General features: G+C 37.8%; 28 protein-coding genes and 3 pseudogenes. 21 read left to right on the top strand and 10 right to left on the bottom strand.

Features of this window, described 5'->3' with window-relative positions; genetic code table 11:
- Positions 1–189: 189 nt before the first annotated feature.
- Positions 190–354 (top strand): annotated as a pseudogene (locus ABWP91_RS12565) (NADP-dependent isocitrate dehydrogenase); the annotation flags it as partial.
- A 115-nt stretch (positions 355–469) separates the two neighbouring features.
- Complete coding sequence (locus ABWP91_RS12560) at positions 470–1,138, top strand: hypothetical protein (RefSeq protein WP_353243568.1); 669 nt, start codon at positions 470–472, stop codon at positions 1,136–1,138.
- Here ABWP91_RS12560 and ABWP91_RS12555 read toward each other — a convergent pair.
- The 3 genes and pseudogenes from ABWP91_RS12555 to csrA form a co-directional block, all read right to left on the bottom strand.
- A complete protein-coding gene (locus tag ABWP91_RS12555) occupies positions 1,125–2,261 on the bottom strand; it encodes a site-specific integrase (protein ID WP_353243567.1) in 1,137 nt (378 codons plus the stop codon). The genes ABWP91_RS12560 and ABWP91_RS12555 overlap by 14 nt on opposite strands.
- Positions 2,242–2,484 (bottom strand): excisionase, encoded by a 243-nt coding sequence (locus ABWP91_RS12550; RefSeq protein ID WP_181937041.1) that lies wholly within the window; start codon positions 2,482–2,484, stop codon positions 2,242–2,244. The genes ABWP91_RS12555 and ABWP91_RS12550 overlap by 20 nt, the downstream gene beginning before the upstream one ends.
- 281 nt (positions 2,485–2,765) lie before the next feature.
- Positions 2,766–2,944, bottom strand: a pseudogene (gene csrA, locus ABWP91_RS12545) (carbon storage regulator CsrA).
- A 109-nt stretch (positions 2,945–3,053) separates the two neighbouring features.
- Between csrA and ABWP91_RS12540 the strand changes: the two are divergent.
- Positions 3,054–3,323 carry a hypothetical protein gene (locus tag ABWP91_RS12540; RefSeq protein ID WP_353243566.1) on the top strand — a complete coding sequence of 90 codons (270 nt, stop codon included), beginning with the start codon at positions 3,054–3,056 and terminating at the stop codon, positions 3,321–3,323.
- 214 nt (positions 3,324–3,537) lie between these two features.
- Here the strand turns inward: ABWP91_RS12540 and ABWP91_RS12535 are convergent, their stop codons facing one another.
- A complete protein-coding gene (locus ABWP91_RS12535; RefSeq protein WP_353243565.1) occupies positions 3,538–3,747 on the bottom strand; it encodes a hypothetical protein in 210 nt (69 codons plus the stop codon).
- 153 nt (positions 3,748–3,900) lie between these two features.
- Between ABWP91_RS12535 and ABWP91_RS12530 the strand changes: the two genes are divergently transcribed.
- Positions 3,901–4,785, top strand: a complete 885-nt coding sequence (locus tag ABWP91_RS12530) for a BRCT domain-containing protein (protein WP_353243564.1) — start codon at positions 3,901–3,903, stop codon at positions 4,783–4,785.
- Here ABWP91_RS12530 and ABWP91_RS12525 read toward each other — a convergent pair.
- Positions 4,771–5,457: an XRE family transcriptional regulator gene (locus ABWP91_RS12525; RefSeq protein WP_353243563.1), complete on the bottom strand. Its 687-nt coding sequence runs from the start codon at positions 5,455–5,457 to the stop codon at positions 4,771–4,773. The two genes, ABWP91_RS12530 and ABWP91_RS12525, sit on opposite strands and share 15 nt — an antisense overlap.
- 123 nt (positions 5,458–5,580) lie before the next feature.
- Here ABWP91_RS12525 and ABWP91_RS12520 point away from each other — a divergent pair, with 123 nt between their 5' ends.
- From ABWP91_RS12520 to ABWP91_RS12455, 14 genes and pseudogenes are all read left to right on the top strand, one after another.
- Positions 5,581–5,817: a transcriptional regulator gene (locus ABWP91_RS12520; RefSeq protein ID WP_353243562.1), complete on the top strand. Its 237-nt coding sequence runs from the start codon at positions 5,581–5,583 to the stop codon at positions 5,815–5,817.
- A gap of 76 nt (positions 5,818–5,893) precedes the next feature.
- Positions 5,894–6,349: a YmfL family putative regulatory protein gene (locus tag ABWP91_RS12515; RefSeq protein ID WP_353243561.1), complete on the top strand. Its 456-nt coding sequence runs from the start codon at positions 5,894–5,896 to the stop codon at positions 6,347–6,349.
- Between the two features lie 61 nt (positions 6,350–6,410).
- The gene (locus ABWP91_RS12510; RefSeq protein WP_353243560.1) at positions 6,411–6,587 is read left to right on the top strand and encodes a hypothetical protein; all 177 of its coding nucleotides are present in this window, start codon (positions 6,411–6,413) and stop codon (positions 6,585–6,587) included.
- On the top strand, positions 6,577–6,756 hold the full coding sequence (locus tag ABWP91_RS12505) for a DUF4222 domain-containing protein (protein WP_217008392.1): 180 nt from the start codon (positions 6,577–6,579) through the stop codon (positions 6,754–6,756). The genes ABWP91_RS12510 and ABWP91_RS12505 overlap by 11 nt, the downstream gene beginning before the upstream one ends.
- 8 nt (positions 6,757–6,764) lie before the next feature.
- Complete coding sequence (locus ABWP91_RS12500) at positions 6,765–7,889, top strand: helix-turn-helix domain-containing protein (protein WP_353243559.1); 1,125 nt, start codon at positions 6,765–6,767, stop codon at positions 7,887–7,889.
- Positions 7,886–8,212, top strand: coding sequence for a hypothetical protein (locus tag ABWP91_RS12495; RefSeq protein ID WP_353243558.1), 327 nt, complete (start codon positions 7,886–7,888; stop codon positions 8,210–8,212). Before ABWP91_RS12500 ends, ABWP91_RS12495 begins: the two co-directional genes overlap by 4 nt.
- A 2-nt stretch (positions 8,213–8,214) precedes the next feature.
- Positions 8,215–8,586 (top strand): RusA family crossover junction endodeoxyribonuclease, encoded by a 372-nt coding sequence (locus ABWP91_RS12490; RefSeq protein ID WP_353243619.1) that lies wholly within the window; start codon positions 8,215–8,217, stop codon positions 8,584–8,586.
- A 15-nt stretch (positions 8,587–8,601) separates the two neighbouring features.
- The gene (locus tag ABWP91_RS12485; RefSeq protein WP_353243557.1) at positions 8,602–9,141 is read left to right on the top strand and encodes a DUF968 domain-containing protein; all 540 of its coding nucleotides are present in this window, start codon (positions 8,602–8,604) and stop codon (positions 9,139–9,141) included.
- A 31-nt stretch (positions 9,142–9,172) separates the two neighbouring features.
- Positions 9,173–9,568, top strand: a complete 396-nt coding sequence (locus tag ABWP91_RS12480; protein ID WP_353243556.1) for an antiterminator Q family protein — start codon at positions 9,173–9,175, stop codon at positions 9,566–9,568.
- Between the two features lie 180 nt (positions 9,569–9,748).
- Entirely contained in the window at positions 9,749–10,108 is a 360-nt protein-coding gene (locus tag ABWP91_RS12475) for a hypothetical protein (protein WP_353243555.1), read from the top strand.
- 1,159 nt (positions 10,109–11,267) lie between these two features.
- Positions 11,268–11,480: a transcription antiterminator/RNA stability regulator CspE gene (cspE, locus tag ABWP91_RS12470; protein WP_123381835.1), complete on the top strand. Its 213-nt coding sequence runs from the start codon at positions 11,268–11,270 to the stop codon at positions 11,478–11,480.
- A 7-nt stretch (positions 11,481–11,487) separates the two neighbouring features.
- Positions 11,488–11,610: pseudogene (ymcF, locus tag ABWP91_RS12465) on the top strand (cold shock small protein YmcF); the annotation flags it as partial.
- Positions 11,611–12,639: 1,029 nt separating this feature from the next.
- Positions 12,640–13,161 carry a YagU family protein gene (locus tag ABWP91_RS12460; RefSeq protein ID WP_353243554.1) on the top strand — a complete coding sequence of 174 codons (522 nt, stop codon included), beginning with the start codon at positions 12,640–12,642 and terminating at the stop codon, positions 13,159–13,161.
- 171 nt (positions 13,162–13,332) lie between these two features.
- Positions 13,333–13,530: a hypothetical protein gene (locus tag ABWP91_RS12455; RefSeq protein WP_353243553.1), complete on the top strand. Its 198-nt coding sequence runs from the start codon at positions 13,333–13,335 to the stop codon at positions 13,528–13,530.
- Here the strand turns inward: ABWP91_RS12455 and ABWP91_RS12450 are convergent.
- Complete coding sequence (locus tag ABWP91_RS12450) at positions 13,520–13,813, bottom strand: hypothetical protein (RefSeq protein WP_353243552.1); 294 nt, start codon at positions 13,811–13,813, stop codon at positions 13,520–13,522. The two genes, ABWP91_RS12455 and ABWP91_RS12450, sit on opposite strands and share 11 nt — an antisense overlap.
- A 166-nt stretch (positions 13,814–13,979) precedes the next feature.
- Here ABWP91_RS12450 and ABWP91_RS12445 point away from each other — a divergent pair, with 166 nt between their 5' ends.
- The 3 genes from ABWP91_RS12445 (at position 13,980) to ABWP91_RS12435 (ending at position 15,265) form a co-directional block, all read left to right on the top strand.
- Positions 13,980–14,180, top strand: coding sequence for a phage holin family protein (locus ABWP91_RS12445; RefSeq protein WP_006658152.1), 201 nt, complete (start codon positions 13,980–13,982; stop codon positions 14,178–14,180).
- Positions 14,161–14,727: a lysozyme gene (locus tag ABWP91_RS12440; protein ID WP_353243551.1), complete on the top strand. Its 567-nt coding sequence runs from the start codon at positions 14,161–14,163 to the stop codon at positions 14,725–14,727. The genes ABWP91_RS12445 and ABWP91_RS12440 overlap by 20 nt, the downstream gene beginning before the upstream one ends.
- An 82-nt stretch (positions 14,728–14,809) precedes the next feature.
- A complete protein-coding gene (locus tag ABWP91_RS12435; RefSeq protein WP_353243550.1) occupies positions 14,810–15,265 on the top strand; it encodes a lysis protein in 456 nt (151 codons plus the stop codon).
- Here the strand turns inward: ABWP91_RS12435 and ABWP91_RS12430 are convergent.
- The 4 genes from ABWP91_RS12430 to ABWP91_RS12415 form a co-directional block, all read right to left on the bottom strand.
- Positions 15,262–15,489: a HEAT repeat domain-containing protein gene (locus ABWP91_RS12430; protein WP_353243549.1), complete on the bottom strand. Its 228-nt coding sequence runs from the start codon at positions 15,487–15,489 to the stop codon at positions 15,262–15,264. The two genes, ABWP91_RS12435 and ABWP91_RS12430, sit on opposite strands and share 4 nt — an antisense overlap.
- Positions 15,490–15,712: 223 nt before the next feature.
- Positions 15,713–15,946 (bottom strand): DUF1161 domain-containing protein, encoded by a 234-nt coding sequence (locus tag ABWP91_RS12425; RefSeq protein ID WP_353243548.1) that lies wholly within the window; start codon positions 15,944–15,946, stop codon positions 15,713–15,715.
- 761 nt (positions 15,947–16,707) lie between these two features.
- Entirely contained in the window at positions 16,708–17,049 is a 342-nt protein-coding gene (locus ABWP91_RS12420; protein ID WP_353243547.1) for a DUF1869 domain-containing protein, read from the bottom strand.
- 6 nt (positions 17,050–17,055) lie between these two features.
- Positions 17,056–17,388 (bottom strand): TehB family protein, encoded by a 333-nt coding sequence (locus ABWP91_RS12415; RefSeq protein WP_353243546.1) that lies wholly within the window; start codon positions 17,386–17,388, stop codon positions 17,056–17,058.
- Positions 17,389–17,956: the final 568 nt, after the last annotated feature.

Raw genomic sequence — 17,956 nt, 5'->3', positions numbered from 1 at the left:
TACAGTGTATTTATATACAGTAAATTATCAAATTGCAAATCTTAATTGAGACAAAAATCATTCCCCAAAACTATTTATCACTACAATATAAATCAACAAGTTATATGTATAATTGAAACGCTTAAATTCATCAAAAATGGAAATGAAATATTTTTAAAATCAATGTGATAATGCTTAATTGGGAATATACTGTTACGCCATATGGGTTGGACTGAAGCAGCTGACTTAATCGTTAAAGGTATGGAAGGCGCAATCGCGGCTAAAACTGTAACTTACGATTTCGAACGTCAGTTAGAAGGCGCTAAATTACTGAAATGTAGCGAATTCGGCGATGCAATGATCGCACATATGTAATTTATTACGTGGTGTGATTAAGAACGGGGACTTAATAGTTCCCGTTTTTTATTGTCACATTTGAAACGGTTATCAAAAAGTTATCAAAACGAATTATCAAAATATAGGCGAATCCGTGAAGATTTTTACTAAAAATAAGATGAAATCTAGTTTTGTTGTGATTTTTTTTGTGCTGCTGTTTTTTTATTTTTATTCATATGTAATATCTAATGACAGTTTTTTTCCATTTTTCTCTGATGGCCTTCTTCCTGAACTTATGGGCGTATGTCTTGAATTTATTGTTATATTGTATTTTATTGATTACATACAAAAAAAAGAGGACATGAATAGAAAGATTGTTTCAGAAAAAAGACTAAGAGAGATTTTGATTTTTTTTCTAAGGCATATTGATATATATCTACCAGAAGATCTTAAAATAAATAAAAAATATCCTAAAAATTCAAACAATAAAGATGAATTTTTATATGGGGTACATTATGAAAGAAATCAAAAATATTTAGATTTATTAATTAAATATTTTAAGGGAAATCAATTATCAAAAAGCGATGAAAATAAGCTAAAAAATTTTTGTGAAAGAGAAATAGCAACTGTCAGATGTTTAACTCCTGTAGTTGCTACTCTTGATGATCAAAATTTCAAATCATGGCTTAGAATTATATTTTATATGGATGCTATCATTGCTAATGAATACACAGTTGAGGAATGCATGATTAATATTATTCGCCATATGAAAAAGTTTGAAAAAGCATCATTTGATAAAGGTTGGCTAGTTAAGGATGATTAATGTTTACAACTAGCCAATCTTTACCCCGGTCATCATTATATTTGTCTGTCATTTTTTGTGATTTATGGCCCAGTAAATCTTTAGTATTTATCCCTTGCTCGCGATACAGCCTTTCAGACAAAGAACGCTGTTCATGAAATGAAGCTGGCGTTCCTTCACCCCAATCAATATCAGTTTTATTTCGCGCTTTCTTAAAATTTGTTGTTATTGTATTTGCAGTGACTTGGTCACCACGATTTGCTTGAGAAGTCGTGCGAAAGTAATGGACTAGATACGGACTGAGAACACGGTCACGACATCTAGAAACAACATCCCTTAGCGACATGTTTAACGCATCAGATCTTAATGCTAGTGGAATAGCCAGTTTACTTCCTGTTTTTTCTTGTGTTACATGCAAATGGTCATCCCAAATATCACTAAATTTCATTGCTGAAATATCACCAAGCCGTTGCCCAGTTATCACAGCTAATAACATAGCATTGCCTAAATACTTATGTTGCTTATCTGCTACTTCAAATATTTTTTGCCACTCCTCTAAATTAAGTCGCTGGCGGGTAATTCGTCTTTTTGGCTGTTTAGTTGCGAGTGCAGGGTTATATCCTGGTGGAACTTCACCAGCATGCTGAGCTTCTTTGAACACATCAATTAATACTGAGCGAATAACCTGAGCCATACGATGTTGGCCATTAGATTTATACTCATCAAGTATTGATGCGATATCTCTCGCATCAACAGCGGGTAAAGGCTTCATTGCGAGAGAGTGGCGCATTAGGTCCACAGGTTTTCTTTTTTGCTTATATGTATTTTGTTTTATATCACCGTCAGCAAGGCGTTCCCCTTGTATTACCCAGTAGCGATCTAGCCAAGTATTTACGGTGATCTCTTTTCCTTTAATTCTTGCTACTCTATCGCTGATCGCCATAACTTGTCGGCTGCGTTGCTCAGCTAGTCGATTATTAGCTTCAATAGCAATTTCACGCGCTTCAGCTTCGTTATCACCGAGAGCGTGATATTTTCCAGTTATAGGGTGTCGATAACGCCAATAAACCTTATTAGCTTTTCTGCTATATAGCGGGTAGAGATTAGGAATGTTGACGTTATTTTTACGTGGTCGGGCAGCCATCGTTTAAAATCCTTTGTAATTTTGGGTTATCATTCTTATTAATAACCGGTGATGTCAAATTACCGACTAAGTCGGCATCTTCTCTCACGCGCCAAATACCACCTTCTTTTTGTGCTGGTGGATAGAACAAGCCATTCCTAGCATAGCGTTGTAATGTTCCCAGGCGAGGAGGGCGACTTCTATAACGTTCGCTCGCCCATTCCTCCAAAGTTAGCATTTGCATAATTACCTCCACATTCTGCCGCATACAGATTTTTAATTTATGACTATACTTATTAAGCAACACGCGATACTTGCTATTATTTGCCGGCATATTATATGTCGGTTTTTTTTTGCTAATTTCTTGTTTCTTTATATTTTTGGACTAAGCTTAAGTAATTCTACAGTTACTTATATTCCTATAGAATGAACTGATCCCTGTGTGTTAATTATTTACCGCTGAATTTATTGGCGGTATTTTTTTATTTATTGAATTGGCTTTAATTTAAATACAATAAATAACTATCACTCGGACTTATTATTATTAGCAAAAATTAATTTATAAATTTCTTCACGATGGACACTAATATCTTTTGGGGTATCAATACCAATCCGCACTTGGTTACCCTTTACTCCTAAATTGTAACTTTAATATCATCACCAATAACCACAACTTTGGTTGGTTTTCGAGTAAGAAAAAGCATTCCCATACTAAGCACTCCACACAGTTTATAAGGTTGCCTGAACTAACTTATCCACATCAGGCGGCTGTGGTATTCTTGGAAGCCCTACACAACCAAGAGAATCTTTTATATGTGCAATTCAACTAAGGGCGTTGTTGTCCACCATGAACATCGAATAGGATTTATCGTTATTCAGAACTCAGACGGCGAATATACTGTTGCTGAATTACAAGGCGGATATGATGTAGAAAAAGGCCATATTATCCGCGGCAATTTAGACATAGAAGGTGATGAAACTTTTTACAATGAAACTACCGGTGAAAGTGTTTCAGTAATTGTTCAAGGTACTGGTATGTCTGAATTACAATCTATTCGTATGATCCAAAACACTCGTGGATAATTAGCCTAAAAGAGGCATAATTTTTTAGCATCATCTCGTGGTGCTCTTGCGAAATAAACCTACCTTTTGCGGAAAGCACAATTGCCAGCCCAGCAAATTGCTTTCCTCTATTTGCAGAGCTTTCTAAACGCTCAATTCTAGCAAGTAATGCTTGTTTAATTTCTTGGCACTTACATTCATTATCCATAGCCATCACTCCAAACATTAAGCCCAATTAAGCATTAATAATGACTTGGCAGCGTTCAGATTGATCGAAAATTTGCTCATCGAGCTTTTCTAGTTGCCGCTGCAGGTCGACTTGCTTAGCTTTAAGTGCCGCCAGCTTTTGAAGTTCAGCGGCTTTTTCCATAATCCATGCCGCAGCATCTTCTTGCGACATAGAAATGCTAAAAGTAACGATTGGTTCATTTGAATTAGTTTGCATTGTTTAACCCTTAGTTGTGAAAGTTGTTATCAAAACCTGTTCAGTGAACATCCTTAAGTTGTAATTTAGTTGTATAAAACACCTCTGTCAACAACTTTATGTTGTTTGATTTAAGTTAAAGAAAATTTAAGGATAGATAAAATAGGAGAGACTATGAAAATCAACCCAGCTTTTAACTATAAGCAGAACAGAGATAAGCTATTCGCAAACCTAATTTCCATTATTGATGGCGTTCTATCTGATAATGAACTATCAGATTCTGAGATTATTTACATAACCACATGGCTTTCGGACTCAGAACAAATTTCAGATAATCCGTTTGTGGTGCTTTTACAAGAAAGGATCGCAAGAGTGCTGGAAGACGGGATGATTACAGCAGATGAGCGAGAAGAACTAAAAAATACTTTACTAGAAGTTCAGCGCTCCATAATGGATATGCCAAATATTGATTTGTATTCAAAAGAGTCAGATATCAATCTACTTAACGGCCTATGTAAGGGAATTATTGCAGATAGGCAACTAGGCTTTGATGAGATTAATTATCTTGATTGGTGGCTCACTCAAAATGGAATGCTAAAAAGGAATTATCCTGGTAAACACTTGTATGAGCTAATCAAAACCATCAAAGAGGATGGCATTATAGATAAAAATGAAAGTGAAATGCTCTATAAGGCGCTGGTCGATTTTTCCGGAACAGATCTGGATAGTGGTGTAGTTGATGGGCTGTCATGTCATTTACCGTGCGATGATATTGATAATTTTGATATATCTGGGGTTAGCGTCTGTTTGACTGGTAATTTTGTGACAGGAAAAAGGTCATTAGTTTCAAAAATGATAGAGGACGCTGGTGGTAAGGTTATAGATAGAGTAACTCAGTCAGCTGATTACCTTGTTATTGGAGCTCTATCCTCCCGTGATTGGAGATACTCCAGCCACGGAAGAAAAATAGAGAAGGCGATTGAAGACAGAGATAGTGGTAAGTCTAGTATTAAAATAACAACAGAAGATATTTTAATGAAATTTTTACCAGCTTCTTGATGACCAAAAGACTCGGCCAATCACATGAACTCTGGTGACTGCTTCGCTTCTTGGCAGCTGTTCATCAGGGTACTCATCCCTATTAAAGCTTCGTATTATCAGCCCACCGTCAGGTCGATAAATCAAAATCTTAACGCGCAACAAAACACCATCTCTTATCGCGTAAAGGTCACCATCTTTTATCTTTTTATTGCTGACATCAATAGCAACCAGATCCCCTCCATTCAATACAGGGAATAGGCTATTACCAACTATTTTAACAATTTTAGCATTGCTTGCACTGACACCATATTTACGCAGTTCATCCCTGCGGAATGGGTATGTGTACTCTTCTGATTCAATAACTTCAGCATTCGATCCGCAACCAGCAGCTAATTCAATATCAAGCACAGGAATATCCACAAAGTCTGTATCATTATAGACAGGGATATCTTCCCATTCTTTCACTTCAAATTCGGTTTTTTTGCCGTTTTCGTCCTGGGCGCCAAATTGTAGCCAATGGGCTGAAACATTTACTGCCTTGGCTATGTCAGCAACTCTTCTAGGAGCACTGGTTTGCCCTGACTCTATTTTTTGTATTGATTGCTGGCTAACACCAACCTTTTCAGCAAGATCAGCTTGGCTCATACCTGCTTTTACCCTTGCCTCTAACAACCGTTTAGCTATCGACATACCTTTCCCTCCCTCGAAATTGTATTTTACAACTTTAAGTGTTGATATTTCCAACATCTAAAAGTTGTCAAAGTTGTTGGCGTGGATTAATATAAAGTTGTTATTTACAACTTCGGGGGAGTTATGGGGCATGTAACCAATGAATTATGCGTTGCTGGATTACAAACAGCAATTGTTGCGGCTGGTGGGCAAACACAGCTAGCAAAACGTATTAGCGAGCTTCTGAATAAGCCTGTCAGGCAGCAACAAATCTGGAACTGGCTAAATAGAAACAAAAGGGTTCCAGCAGACAAAGTCCTTGTTGTTGAACAGGCATCAGGGGTTTCTAGAAGCAAATTACGTCCTGATTTATATCCATAACAATTAAAAGTTGTTATGGAATTTATCAGAGGAAAGCAGCTGAGTTAACTACCAACAAAACAACGGAATTGTAGATATGTGCAAACAAACATTAAAAGAAGTCGTGAAAGAGATGTGTAAGTCGTACCCCGGTGGACGTTCAGCGATGGCTGGCGCATTGGGTATGACAGAAACCACGTTCAATAACAACTTGTATGAAAAAAACGGGTGTCGTTTTTTTGAGCGCGAAGAGCTTGAGGCAATGGAGGATTTATCTAACACCTCATTTCTTGCTGGGTATTACGCAAACAGAAGAAATTTGCTGCTGGTGGAAAAGATAAGCCCAGAGGATTTAGACGAACCCGAATTATTCAAATTACAAACTCGTGCATCAACAACTCGCGGTGAGTTAGTTGTATTTATTGGTAAAGCATTGGAAGACGGTGTTGTTGATAAGCATGAAGAAAAACAAATTCTGACCATGTTGGATAGGGCAATCGCAAGCACTAGAGGGGCTATCAATGCGCTCATTAAATTACATAAGAAAGGTTGACGCCCCAGATATGCGGTCCGAGGCGTCGGGTGCTAATAACAACTTGTGTGGAGTAACTAGCATGAGCAGTGTAACGAATTTACGGGGTAGAACACAAGTACGCGCTTCAATCCGCGATAACCGTTTCGTCTATGAGATTAAATTACCAAATGGTTACCAAGAAACCAACTACCCATTTATGCAGTGGTTGGTAGATGAATTTAATGCCAATTGCGGGAGAGGGGATCATGTCCAATGAAGATGCCAACAATCTCAATCGCATTTATCTGGATAAGCGCGGTATTCGTGTTCGTGTCATACGTTATGACCGAGTCAAGCAGTGGGTCATTTTCATGCGTGACGGTTATGAACATGAATGCTTCGCCCCTTTGTACAGATTTAAAGCTGAATATACACGAGTCGAATAGGTAACAGCATGAGCGTAAAACTATCAAGTTATGTATGGGATGGCTGTGCGAGTGCAGGTTTGAAGATAACCTCAGTTGCTATCATGGCACGCCTCGCAGACTTTTCTAATGATGAAGGTGTTTGTTGGCCTTCAGTTCCAACAATAGCCCGTCAAATTGGCGCAGGTGAAAGTACTGTGCGTACAGCAATTAAAGACTTAGAAAACGATGGATGGTTATCCAGAGAGAAGCGTCGTAAAGGCAACCGTAACGCAAGTAACATCTATCAACTGAATGTTGAAAAGCTAGCTTCAGCAGCACGTATTGCATGTCCTCAACCCGCAGATTCTGACCCGTCAAAATCTGTTCCCTCAAAACCTGATGTGTCAGAATCTGTCGCATCAAAATCTGTCCCGTCAAAATCTGTTCCCTCAAAACCTGATGTGTCAGAATCTGTCGCATCAAAATCTGTCCCGTCAGAATCGAGCAAAAATAACCGTTTTGACCCGCCAGAATCTGGGGGCGATCCGTTAGTAACTTCAAAACAAGATCCATCAATAACTAACTCTTCGTCGCAGAATTCTAACGAATCCAGCGACCAGTCAAAAATTGATTTTTTAAATCGTTATCCAGAGGCTGTCACATACAGCGCTAACTTCCAAAAATGGGGCTCAGCCAATGACCTCAAATGCGCAGAGTGGTTATTTGACCGTCGCTGTGAGGTATTCAAAGAACTTGGCCTGAAAGAACCCAAAGCCCCAAATCTTACTGACTGGGCAAACGAAGTTCGCTTGATGGTCGGTGTTGATGGACATAGCCACAAGGAAATTTGCCAATTCTACAAACGCATTAGCCAGGATGAATTCTGGAAGAAAAATGTTCAGTGCCCAAGAACACTTCGCAACCAATGGGATGATTTGACACTGCGTTTATCGGGTGAGCTGAAGGTGAGTGTTGACCCTGTGGAACGTGACGAGGCATTCACCAGAATTATCGGTTCTCGCTCAAAACCTCTAAATCGTATCGAGGAAATCGCAAGTGAGTTGGCAGGTAAATTGGGTGTTCGTCGTATGACTGATTTTGTTGGTCGCAAAGCATGGGCAGGCATTTGGCAGCAAGCAGCAGAACAAGCAGCAAAGGAGATGACAGTATGATTTCTTCACAGAAACGTCGGTATATCGAGTTTACAACGCACTTCAAAGGCAGACCGTTTAGTCGTGATGGTTTGTTCAACGAGTTCCATATGAAAAAGCACTCAGGAGCGACAACCATCATCAAATCTTTAATCAACTATGGCTTAGTGTATCAAGGCAAAGATGGTCTTTATCACGTATCTGATGATTGTGAAAAAATGCTAAGGGATGGAAAGTTTCGTTCTCATGATACTTCAGCGAGTTCAAATGGGATTGTTGCTGAGACAGCTTTGTCCGCTTTAGTTCGACAGTTTGATGCATTATTGGTAGGGGTAAGAGCATGAGCATATCACTTGTATTGCCATTTCCACCAAGTGTTAATGCATGTTGGCGTAATGTGAATGGCAAAACGCTAATTAGCGAGAAAGGCCGTAAATTTCGTGGCAGTGCGATTGTCGCCATTTATGAGCAATTAAGGCGTAAACCGATAGCGATAACAGAGCCCGTTACAGTAAAAGTAAAAATGTACCCGCCAACAAACCACAAGCGGGACATAGATAACTATTTAAAAGCACCATTCGACGCATTAACGCATGCCAACATTTGGAAGGATGACGACCAAGTTAAGCGAGTTGAAATGGAATGGTGTGAAGTAGTCAAGGGGGGGCGCTTTGAAATAACAATCAGTATGCATGAAAGCGCAAGTACGGTTGCGTAAATGTGGGGGAATAGAATGAGTTACCAATGGATATTAACACCAATACTGGTACCAGAAATCGGAGCCATAATATTTAAGCCTGGTGCACATATGCATACATTCAACGGCAGAATGCTACTGATGACTTTGCCACAAGAGCTAAAGCACAAAGCATCGGGCCTTATCACTCTTTCTGACCAATACCTCAGCGACATAGCGAGTGGTGAGCGGGTATCAAAACCTGTGTTAAATTTAACCGTCGATCCCGAACCACCAGCTAGCTTGATGTTGAAGCCTAAATTACAGCGCTGGATTAATGATAACTACCTGCAGTGGGTTAAATCACAGCCATGTTGTGTTTGTAACTCTATCGCGCACGATGCACATCACCTAATCGGTTATAGTCAGGGTGGAATGGGCACTAAGGCTCATGATTTGTTCACTATCCCATTATGTCGCATTCACCACAGCGAGTTGCATAAGGATCCAAACGGATGGGAAAGGGAGCACGGTAGCCAATTAATTTTTTTAATTCGATTCCTAGACCGTTCAGCGGCACTAGGTGTTTTCGGTTAATGCGTTGTGCGGAACGCAGGAGACTTTTTGCATGAGAGATATTCAGTTGGTTTTAGAGCGCTGGGGTGGCTGGGCTGCCGAAGGTAAAAGTCGTGTTGGTTATTCACCAATTGCAGCAGGGTTTAAAGGATTGCTCCCTAACATTAACGGTGAGCGGCTTTCTTGTTGTGATGATGATGGAATACTTATCGACTCAGCTGTTGGGCAGTTAATTAAAGCCGGTAAAAAAGATGAATATTACCTGATAGAAAAACACTACATTAAAGACATATCAAAATCAGCAATAGCAAGGGAAATGAAGTGCTCAGAAGGCAAGATTAGACAAAAGCTCATGATTGCTGAAACCTTTATTGATGCCTGTTTAATTATGGCTGGCGCAGTCTTAGAAATGGATGAATGGGCAAATAAAACAGTAATTGATAGCTAAATGCTTTTCGTTACGAATTTTGGGTGCTAATGTGATAAGAGTGAATACGTTGTAACCGAACTTATAGAATGAAACCTCGCAATACGGGGTTTTTGATTGCCTCATTATTTAGTCTTTATTAATATTAGCCTCCTAAATTAAATAGATATCTGATGTTTATATTTAATGGAGGATAATTAAATGAGTAAATCATTTTCAGTATTACTGGCTATCTCGATTATGGTTATATCGAGCAGTACTTTTGCAGCGGAAAGAAGCCTAACTAAGGATGAAGAGGTTAAGGTTACTAACTTAATAAAAAACCACCTGAAATTACCAGCATCTGCAAAGTTTAAACTCGGTAAAATGATTGCTAATCCGTTTGATGCATACTGTGGTTCAGTCGCTAAATCAAATAAAGAATCAATCCCTTTCATCACATCAATGCCTGAGCCTATAGGTAACATTGACTTACGACGAGTTGTTCTGGTTGGTGATAATGAATATAAGTATCGCAGTGTTATTGAGCAATGTGCAGAGTATGGGTACAAATTGAATTAATACTACTTGGTGAGTCCTGAAAAGAATGCCTACCCGAAGTGGAAATGTTCCATAGCCCCCTTAATCGTGATTGTGCTATAGACCCGTCAGTAATGTCGGGTTTTTTGCTTTTGATATGTACAATTCTTTACTATGCGTAAAATGTTGCTACCTTTATATAACAACCAAGTAGTAAACAATTGTTAGTCATAAAGGGATTGTATTTATGGGGATCTTTAATGTATTACAGGTAGCGGTAGCTGCACTGGTATTAGTTCTTCTATTTGTCGCTATTCCACACTGGATAAGGTGAATATTCTACAATTAGAGCTAGTTGGCTACATTAGATGTATACATTATCTTTATGTGGATATTTGATGCTGCTTTAGTTACAATTTACCTTATGGAACCTTGTTTATGAGTCGGGATTTGTGAAAGCAGTTAATCGTTTTTTAGATTTTATGGTTGGAATGCAATATTTAGTGGTGATTTTTGTCGTTTCATTGCTGGTCTTGTTTGTGGAAAACTTGGCATAACATTAACCTCAAATAATATTTTCATATAGATGAATAGTACCCCATACACGGTGTCACCAGTGCAGGGTGATTAAATTGCATATTTTTTAAGAGGTCGCCTAGTGCGGCTTTTTGTTTTCTGAGGCCCAATAATGCAAATATTTGCTGAATTAGTTGTTCAGACCTGCTAGTGAATTACCAACCGAAGATTTAGTTGCTAGAGAAGTCATTGTACTTAACCCGTGTGAGGCTTGCATATAGGCTACATTCAGGTCGATGAAGAGGATTGTTTTACCAGAACTTACTATGCGCCTACTGAGATAATGTGTCCTCATAGTTTCTATGTTACGTGGTCACGTTTACCAGATGGTATCGCACTGGGTAACAAGTTCGATGATAAACAATACATGAATCGGTATTGTTGCGTGTGCTTTATGCTATTATTTAAAATAAAATTTGCTATCTTAGAGTTTATGTGGCTTAATCAGCTCATCGGTTTGGAAGTACAGGCCTATTTATGCTAGTAAGTTTAAAGATTTTCACCATTTAGCGTTATCTCAGATACCTCTTCATTGCGAATTCCTTCTAATTAATTCCCATAAGTAAAAATAAAAAACAAACCTCATTTATGCCTTATGGCAATCAAAAAAATTAAAGGAAATTCTATGTCTAATACAATGACTGGTTCAGTAAAATGGTTTAACGATAATAAAGGTTTCGGATTTATCACTCCAGCAGATGGCAGTAAAGATGTCTTTGTTCATTTTTCTGCGATTCAGAGCGATAGCTTCAAATCTTTAATTGAAGGACAACAAGTTTCATTCACAATTGAGAATGGAATGAAAGGTCCTGCTGCTGGCAACGTGGTGGCGCTTTAAAAACATTATAAAAATCTATCTCTATTTTAAATGCCCTTGCTGTAGCGGTTCCCAATATAGAACTTCACAGTTTGATATATCGGTCAGCAATCCACATGGTGCAAAATGTATTTTTTGCAAAAGTGTGATGAAAGCACAGGCATGTTAATAGCCAATTAGGTTATTACTTAAAACCTCGCAATGCGGGGTTTTGTCATACTTGAAGCTAATGGAACGTATTTGTTCTGTATTGTGTGTTATGATGGGATTCGCATATACCTCATTGCAATAATAGCAGATCTTGCACCCGCTAGATTTTATCTAAAAAATAGATGCGGTATCCAAAGGAAGTTATTTCCTAAGGGATCACCTATGAACCTACCTACACTTTTTCAGCGAATTTTATCGTTTGCACAAAATGCCTTAACCATTACAGGCTTGCTTTTGGTGACAGTTGCATTGGTTTACTGGATGTAAATTTATTCAGTCATTGTCTTAATTGGACGAGTAATTAATCTCAGCAAAATTAAATTTCGAGCTCAGATGCTTAGATTGCAGTTCATGCTAGTTACTAATCCTTTGTAAAATGTAATGGAGACATATGAATTATTATATTCAGACGATAATGAAGCTACGGGAAGATTACAAAATACATAAAGTTGGATGTAAAAGTATGCCTATGGCTTTGAATAGACTTTACCTTGGTAACTTTATTAATGTTATACAAGCTATTCAGGCAGCTAAAAACTCAGGTTATACGATTGTGAAAACATGCCCGTGTTGCGTTAACAGTAGTGTAAGGCATTAAGTTACAAGCAAAAGACAAGTCGCCAAGTGCGGCTTTTTTATTTTCTGCAATGACAAAATAGTTTTGAGTGGAAGGGTTGTCGTTCCTGATATCCATCCGCAAAATTGGAAGTTGTCTTTTCATTATGGAGAATGTCAAGGCTGATTGACTAAACCCTATGGCAATTACTCAAGGACCTGAGCTTGTCCATTACAGGGGTGTAGATTGAAATTTTTTATTCTCGTTGATTTTTTATTTATATTTAATGAACCGTCTTTTGTTATTATTCTTCAAGCATCTCAACACATTAAAAATAATAATTATACTAATAATAAACAATCGCCCTTTTCTCTACTATACTCATAATATCTATTCATAAGGCGTGTATGTATAATGATTGATCTATTTAAATTGACAAAGAAAAACTCTAGGCATATTTGTGTAGCGATATATGTTGGTATTATTGCGGGTATATTTTCCGCTTTAGTTAAATCCGGCTTTGAAGGCTTGATTCCACCGAGAACGCTAGAAACAACCCCTCCACCAGTAGTTTTATTAGAGAAACTAGGCATCAATATAGATACTATGACTTATCATTGGATGGGATATAGTATTAACTGGGGAGGAAATGGTGTTCATATATTATTTTCGATAGTTATAGCAGTTATATATTGTGTTATCGCTGAATACTTACCTAAGGTGAAATTATTACACGGTATATGTTTTGGTATCGGTGTTTCTGTTTTTGCTCATGGTTTAGTTGTGCCATTATTAGGATTGTCTGGCTGGCTCTGGACTGCTGGTTACCAAGCACTGATATCTGAGTTTGTAGGTACAGCATTTTGGATTTGGTCCATCGAAGCAATTAGGCAAAACCTACGGTACTGCTTAACAAAAGAAAAGGACGCAGAATAGTTTATTTATAAAATAATGAGCCTAATAGATATAATGTTTAATTAAGCTATCAATTATAGAAGGGCCACGCAATGCGTGGCCTTTTTCGTATATAGCCGCCACAATTCAAACTAAATATGTTTAATTACTGCCATGATGTTGCGGTCGGCTACCTATTTAAGATAGGTAGTTATGAGTCGAAACATCAAAAAAGCACGAATTCCCCGTATTTCTAAGGTAAAGGCTGACCGTGGTTTAGAAGAACGAGTAACAGCATTAGAAAAACAGCTCACTGACATGCAAGCGGCAATGAGCTGTAATGGGGATCATATGGGATTTATCTTGGAGCACATGACTAAAATGAACGATGCAGTTTCAGTTAAGCTTTAGTTTTCTGTGTTGATTTAACTATACTGACTGCTGAATCATACGCCCCAACTGTTGATAGGTCATGACCAGCACCAATTGCAGGAAGGGCTTCAAGCCTTAGTTGAAGCTGCTCAATGATATGATTAGAAGCGACTTTATCATTCCCTTCTTTTTTCGTTATCGTGTCTAAAATTTTGATAACTTCTTGTAAAATAACAAGGCTAGTAAGATCCCCCTTAAGAATTTTTTGGTCAGTATTAAGTGCTTCACCTAGAACTTTTTTAATATCGTATTCATCACCCATTGAATTTTCTCACACCGAAGTTAATTAGCCATCCCTTCGGTAAGTCACATAGGGCTGAATCTCTAACTTATCTCAAATACTGATTAAATCCATTAATCTAAATCTGGCTGCTATTGCTGGTGGCTTTCTATTAACTAAACATCGGAACACTCCGCAGGGGGTGGATATGCGTATGCACGAAAAATACTCAAGCCCCTTTTCTTATGCATTAGGAGTAATCACTACAGCGGCAGGGGCGTTATCACTAGACCAGTGGGCGGTACTCATCGGGATTATATGCACAGTCGCTACCTTCTTGGTGAATTGGTACTACAAACGGAAAGAATTCAAGTTAAGAGAGGCTAACAGTGGCAAAGATACCAAATAAAATAAAAACGGGCGCAGCTGGTGGCTTAATTGCATTGACTGTAAGCATGATTGCTTATTTTGAAGGCATGGGAACTAAGCCTTATAAAGATGTCGTGAATGTCACCACGGTTTGTTTTGGGCATACGGGCACTGACATTATCCCCTCCAAAACCTATACAGAATCAGAATGTTTAGCTTTGCTTGAAAAAGACCTCAGCAAAGTCAGAAAGGGCGTAGACCCTCTAATCAAAGTCGATATTGATGATAACACCCGAGCTGCTATTTATTCCTTTGCTTACAACGTGGGTACGGGTGCTTTTGCGCGATCTACGATGCTGAATAAACTGAATGCAGGTGATATCGCTGGTGCTTGCAATGAATTGAAACGCTGGACTTATGCGGGGGGTAAAGAGTGGAAAGGCCTGATAACACGCAGAGAGATAGAAAATGCAGTTTGCCTTGGAAAGTTCGGCTCAGCTTATTCTTATTCTTTATCGGATTCACCATCTACTTGGCAGCTGGCGTATATGTACTCCGAGACGATACCTGTAGTGTTGATAAGATAAGTCTAGAAAAACGTGGTCAAAAAGCTATTGAACACTACAAAGGTAGACAAGTTAACTTTTAATTATCTGTATGGTAATAACTATGAATACAGTAAGGGTATTGTTATTTATCGCTGTATGGGGTGCCATATGGGGAATGTGGAAACAACACGAGAAGATAGGCGAGTTAAATACCAGAAATGCCGAGTTGTTCATTGAGCTGACAGAGCAAGCTAAAATCAATGAAGATTACCAAGAACGCATCCAATCCCTTCATAAACTCGATACTAAACATATTCAGGAACTAGCAAATGCAAAGAGTGAAATTGATAATTTGCGCATTGCTGCTGAGCGCAATCCTGAGCGGGTGTACATCAGAGCCAGTTGTCCGAAAGGCGAAACCAATTCCACCTCCAGCTTGGATGATGGAGGTTCCGCCAGACCTACTGACACCGCTGTCAGAAATTATTGGTTACTCAGAAACCGAATTGCAGAATTAACACAAATGGTATTAGGCTTGCAAGGTTATGTTAGAGCAGAATGCTTGAGTTCAAATTAGCGAAAATGTGGCGATAGCTTACTTAGCGATTTTATCGCTGCAGTAACGACATCTTTATTCGGCTCGTTGCATAAATCGATAAGCCTATTTAAAGCGATATCGTAGTGAATTGTTGCCTTGTAATCACCGAGTGCTGATATTGCGGTTATTTTTACCTCATTGTTTGAGCCATTAGTTAGCTTAACGAGAATGTCTATTATACTAATTTGTTGTTGAGAATTCATTTTACTTATTCACTCGATGAAATTATTAAACGTAATACTTTAAAGTGTCTTTGTGCTACTTAAGTCAAATATATTAATGCGATTTGATCGATTTTTAAACACCAATTAAGTGGTAAGTGTTTTATCTTGGATGTATTTACTTAGTTAGTGACGTTCAATATATTATTAGGATAAACAAAATGAATAAGAAAGTGGGCCTTATTTTAACCCACTCTCATTAAAATTATTTTTTTGTATAAATAATTTTCTGTGTTTCGTTTGAACAATTACCAACAACAGCACCCTGCTGCGAGGCGGCTTCTTCATTTGAAACGACAGTAATGGTAAAGCTCTCTTCAGGCACACCATTATTAATGATTTTTTGGGTGATTTCTTCCACAACACTATCACATGAAGCGTTTGCAATCACTGGAGCAACCAATGCCACGAATGCAGCAACAATTATTTTTCTTTGCATTTTGATACCCTTAATTAATTAGAAAAAAGTAAGTAAAGAAATTTATTGCGAAGCAATATAAGTATAGTTTAATAAAATATACATAGCCATCAGCCAACACTGATGACATTTTATTTATGTAGAAAGTTATGAAAAATCAAGAAAAATAAGAAAAACTGAGTCAAAAAGTGTTAAAAAAGCCTACTTTGCGAGTAGGCTAAAGGATAAATAATTTTTAATAACATACTTAGGTTAACAATGACGAATGATACAGATGAAAATGATGAGTTATTGTAACAAAGAGTAATAAAGAACGACTGTCCTTGGATTACTGGGCCTTTTTAATAAAAAAAAGCCTACACAGCGGTAGGCGAATAGATGTTGCTTCATACAATTGAATATCACTTTAAAACATAGTAGATATTTCAAATTATGCAAAATTATTTCTAAGTATTTTAAATTGATAGCAGATTAAATGAACAAGAAGTCTACAATTGGGGGGGGGGAATTAAGTGGCATATACAGATAAGATAATTAAATGATTACGATTACATTACAGAATTAAGTGCAGTTGGATTACTCCAATTAGTTGACAGTGAACTATCGGCAGCTTAAGCGGCTATTGAGTTCGTTAAAAATGGCTCTTATTTAAGGATGCATGCAAAACATATCAAGCCAAAACTCAGCTTGTAGCGTATGTACAGAAAGCAGTGCGGGAAATTGTACAAAAAAGCGACTTTCTAAATAGATAGATAATCGCTTTATAACAAATTACGTTTTATCTACCATCCGCAGACGTTAGACTCTTCATCTATATCATATCCACGAATGATATTAATTAAATCTTTAATAATTTGCGCAAGGTTTAGCGGTTCAGAAAGTTCGCTTACAGAGCTTATATTTTTATCGACGGAGACGCCATTATTATTGTTAGTCATCGAGACAGTTAGTGATGAATTACCAATAACATCAATACTTTCTAACTCTTTGATTAAGAATGTTATCTCTTCAACTGCAATATCAGGAATGTATAATTTTTTGGGGTTAAGGAATATTTTTTCTACCTTTTGGCCATTACTATCATTACTTATTTCTAATAAATAGCCTTTGTTGTCTTCGTTCATTGTACGCTATTCCTCAGTTAAAATTTCTGGAGCAACATAAAAGTCGACATTAAAAACAGTATCATCAGTTACTGCTTCAATTCGATGCCAAGTTTCTGGGGGGAAAACACCAAATTGACCAGCTTTGATGGTCATTGTATCGGTTGGTAGGGGGCTAATTTCATCGGCATAAGAATAATAAATAATAGTTCCTTGCATGACCGAGAGTTTAGGGTATACGCCTTGGCGAGTACCTTTGTCTAAGTGTCTATCCCAGATAGACTTAGGTGCAGTTTCTTTTGTCCAGAGTGGTGTGCTACGTATATGGATATAGTTTGTCGGGATGATAATCCGGTCCATATGCTATCTCCTGTGTATAAATTCATATTTGAATTATCATATTAAAATATTTTTTAAATAATAAAAAGTATTTAAAATGCAACTTTATGGAAGGTGCAGTTTAGTTATACGAATTTAAGGCTAATTAATTGAAATTATTGTTTTATTGTGATTATTAATTCTGTGAGGAATTCAAAAGGTACTCCCGAGGGGGCACCCTTTCCACGGGGCGGCGCGCTCGCGGGAAACGGCTCATTTTCAATTTTTCATGCTGTCAGCAGCAGGTGAGTTAACCGATTGATTTAATTTGTAAATATCGACATTGAGGTGACAATTTTTAAAATGAGTTGTCACCTCAATGTGTTATATCTATCTGATAATAAATAAAAATATCAGTTTTCACCTGACAGAGTGAGGTGTCAATGTCCAACATCAGCAATCTGGGGGACGCCTACAACTGGAGCGTGGCTAAGATTGCTGAGTGGACTTATTCCCATGAAGTAACTATCACTGAAAAATCCCCCAATACTAATTTGATAGCCGTTCCATTTCAGGCAACTAATGTTTGGCGGGATAATATGGATTGGTT

It is taken from the genome of Providencia sp., from assembly GCF_040396775.1.
Classification (GTDB): Bacteria; Pseudomonadota; Gammaproteobacteria; order Enterobacterales; family Enterobacteriaceae; genus Providencia.
Note: the sequence above shows the minus strand (reverse complement) of the source record. Positions and strands in the feature narration are given on the sequence as shown.

Excerpts from the sequence above, each read along its gene's own strand:
- ABWP91_RS12525 (WP_353243563.1), bottom strand. The coding sequence starts at position 5,457 with ATGTCGATAGCTAAACGGTTGTTAGAGGCAAGGGTAAAAGCAGGTATG.
- ABWP91_RS12555 (WP_353243567.1), bottom strand. The coding sequence starts at position 2,261 with ATGGCTGCCCGACCACGTAAAAATAACGTCAACATTCCTAATCTCTAC.
- ABWP91_RS12425 (WP_353243548.1), bottom strand. The coding sequence starts at position 15,946 with ATGCAAAGAAAAATAATTGTTGCTGCATTCGTGGCATTGGTTGCTCCA.
- ABWP91_RS12515 (WP_353243561.1), top strand. The coding sequence starts at position 5,894 with ATGTGCAAACAAACATTAAAAGAAGTCGTGAAAGAGATGTGTAAGTCG.
- ABWP91_RS12510 (WP_353243560.1), top strand. The coding sequence starts at position 6,411 with ATGAGCAGTGTAACGAATTTACGGGGTAGAACACAAGTACGCGCTTCA.
- ABWP91_RS12475 (WP_353243555.1), top strand. The coding sequence starts at position 9,749 with ATGAGTAAATCATTTTCAGTATTACTGGCTATCTCGATTATGGTTATA.
- ABWP91_RS12415 (WP_353243546.1), bottom strand. The coding sequence starts at position 17,388 with ATGGACCGGATTATCATCCCGACAAACTATATCCATATACGTAGCACA.
- ABWP91_RS12450 (WP_353243552.1), bottom strand. The coding sequence starts at position 13,813 with ATGGGTGATGAATACGATATTAAAAAAGTTCTAGGTGAAGCACTTAAT.
- ABWP91_RS12550 (WP_181937041.1), bottom strand. The coding sequence starts at position 2,484 with ATGCAAATGCTAACTTTGGAGGAATGGGCGAGCGAACGTTATAGAAGT.
- ABWP91_RS12430 (WP_353243549.1), bottom strand. The coding sequence starts at position 15,489 with ATGAATTCTCAACAACAAATTAGTATAATAGACATTCTCGTTAAGCTA.
- ABWP91_RS12530 (WP_353243564.1), top strand. The coding sequence starts at position 3,901 with ATGAAAATCAACCCAGCTTTTAACTATAAGCAGAACAGAGATAAGCTA.
- ABWP91_RS12435 (WP_353243550.1), top strand. The coding sequence starts at position 14,810 with ATGAATACAGTAAGGGTATTGTTATTTATCGCTGTATGGGGTGCCATA.
- ABWP91_RS12420 (WP_353243547.1), bottom strand. The coding sequence starts at position 17,049 with ATGAACGAAGACAACAAAGGCTATTTATTAGAAATAAGTAATGATAGT.
- ABWP91_RS12505 (WP_217008392.1), top strand. The coding sequence starts at position 6,577 with ATGTCCAATGAAGATGCCAACAATCTCAATCGCATTTATCTGGATAAG.
- ABWP91_RS12460 (WP_353243554.1), top strand. The coding sequence starts at position 12,640 with ATGATTGATCTATTTAAATTGACAAAGAAAAACTCTAGGCATATTTGT.
- ABWP91_RS12540 (WP_353243566.1), top strand. The coding sequence starts at position 3,054 with ATGTGCAATTCAACTAAGGGCGTTGTTGTCCACCATGAACATCGAATA.
- cspE (WP_123381835.1), top strand. The coding sequence starts at position 11,268 with ATGTCTAATACAATGACTGGTTCAGTAAAATGGTTTAACGATAATAAA.
- ABWP91_RS12500 (WP_353243559.1), top strand. The coding sequence starts at position 6,765 with ATGAGCGTAAAACTATCAAGTTATGTATGGGATGGCTGTGCGAGTGCA.
- ABWP91_RS12495 (WP_353243558.1), top strand. The coding sequence starts at position 7,886 with ATGATTTCTTCACAGAAACGTCGGTATATCGAGTTTACAACGCACTTC.
- ABWP91_RS12535 (WP_353243565.1), bottom strand. The coding sequence starts at position 3,747 with ATGCAAACTAATTCAAATGAACCAATCGTTACTTTTAGCATTTCTATG.
- ABWP91_RS12520 (WP_353243562.1), top strand. The coding sequence starts at position 5,581 with ATGGGGCATGTAACCAATGAATTATGCGTTGCTGGATTACAAACAGCA.
- ABWP91_RS12485 (WP_353243557.1), top strand. The coding sequence starts at position 8,602 with ATGAGTTACCAATGGATATTAACACCAATACTGGTACCAGAAATCGGA.
- ABWP91_RS12480 (WP_353243556.1), top strand. The coding sequence starts at position 9,173 with ATGAGAGATATTCAGTTGGTTTTAGAGCGCTGGGGTGGCTGGGCTGCC.
- ABWP91_RS12455 (WP_353243553.1), top strand. The coding sequence starts at position 13,333 with ATGAGTCGAAACATCAAAAAAGCACGAATTCCCCGTATTTCTAAGGTA.
- ABWP91_RS12445 (WP_006658152.1), top strand. The coding sequence starts at position 13,980 with ATGCGTATGCACGAAAAATACTCAAGCCCCTTTTCTTATGCATTAGGA.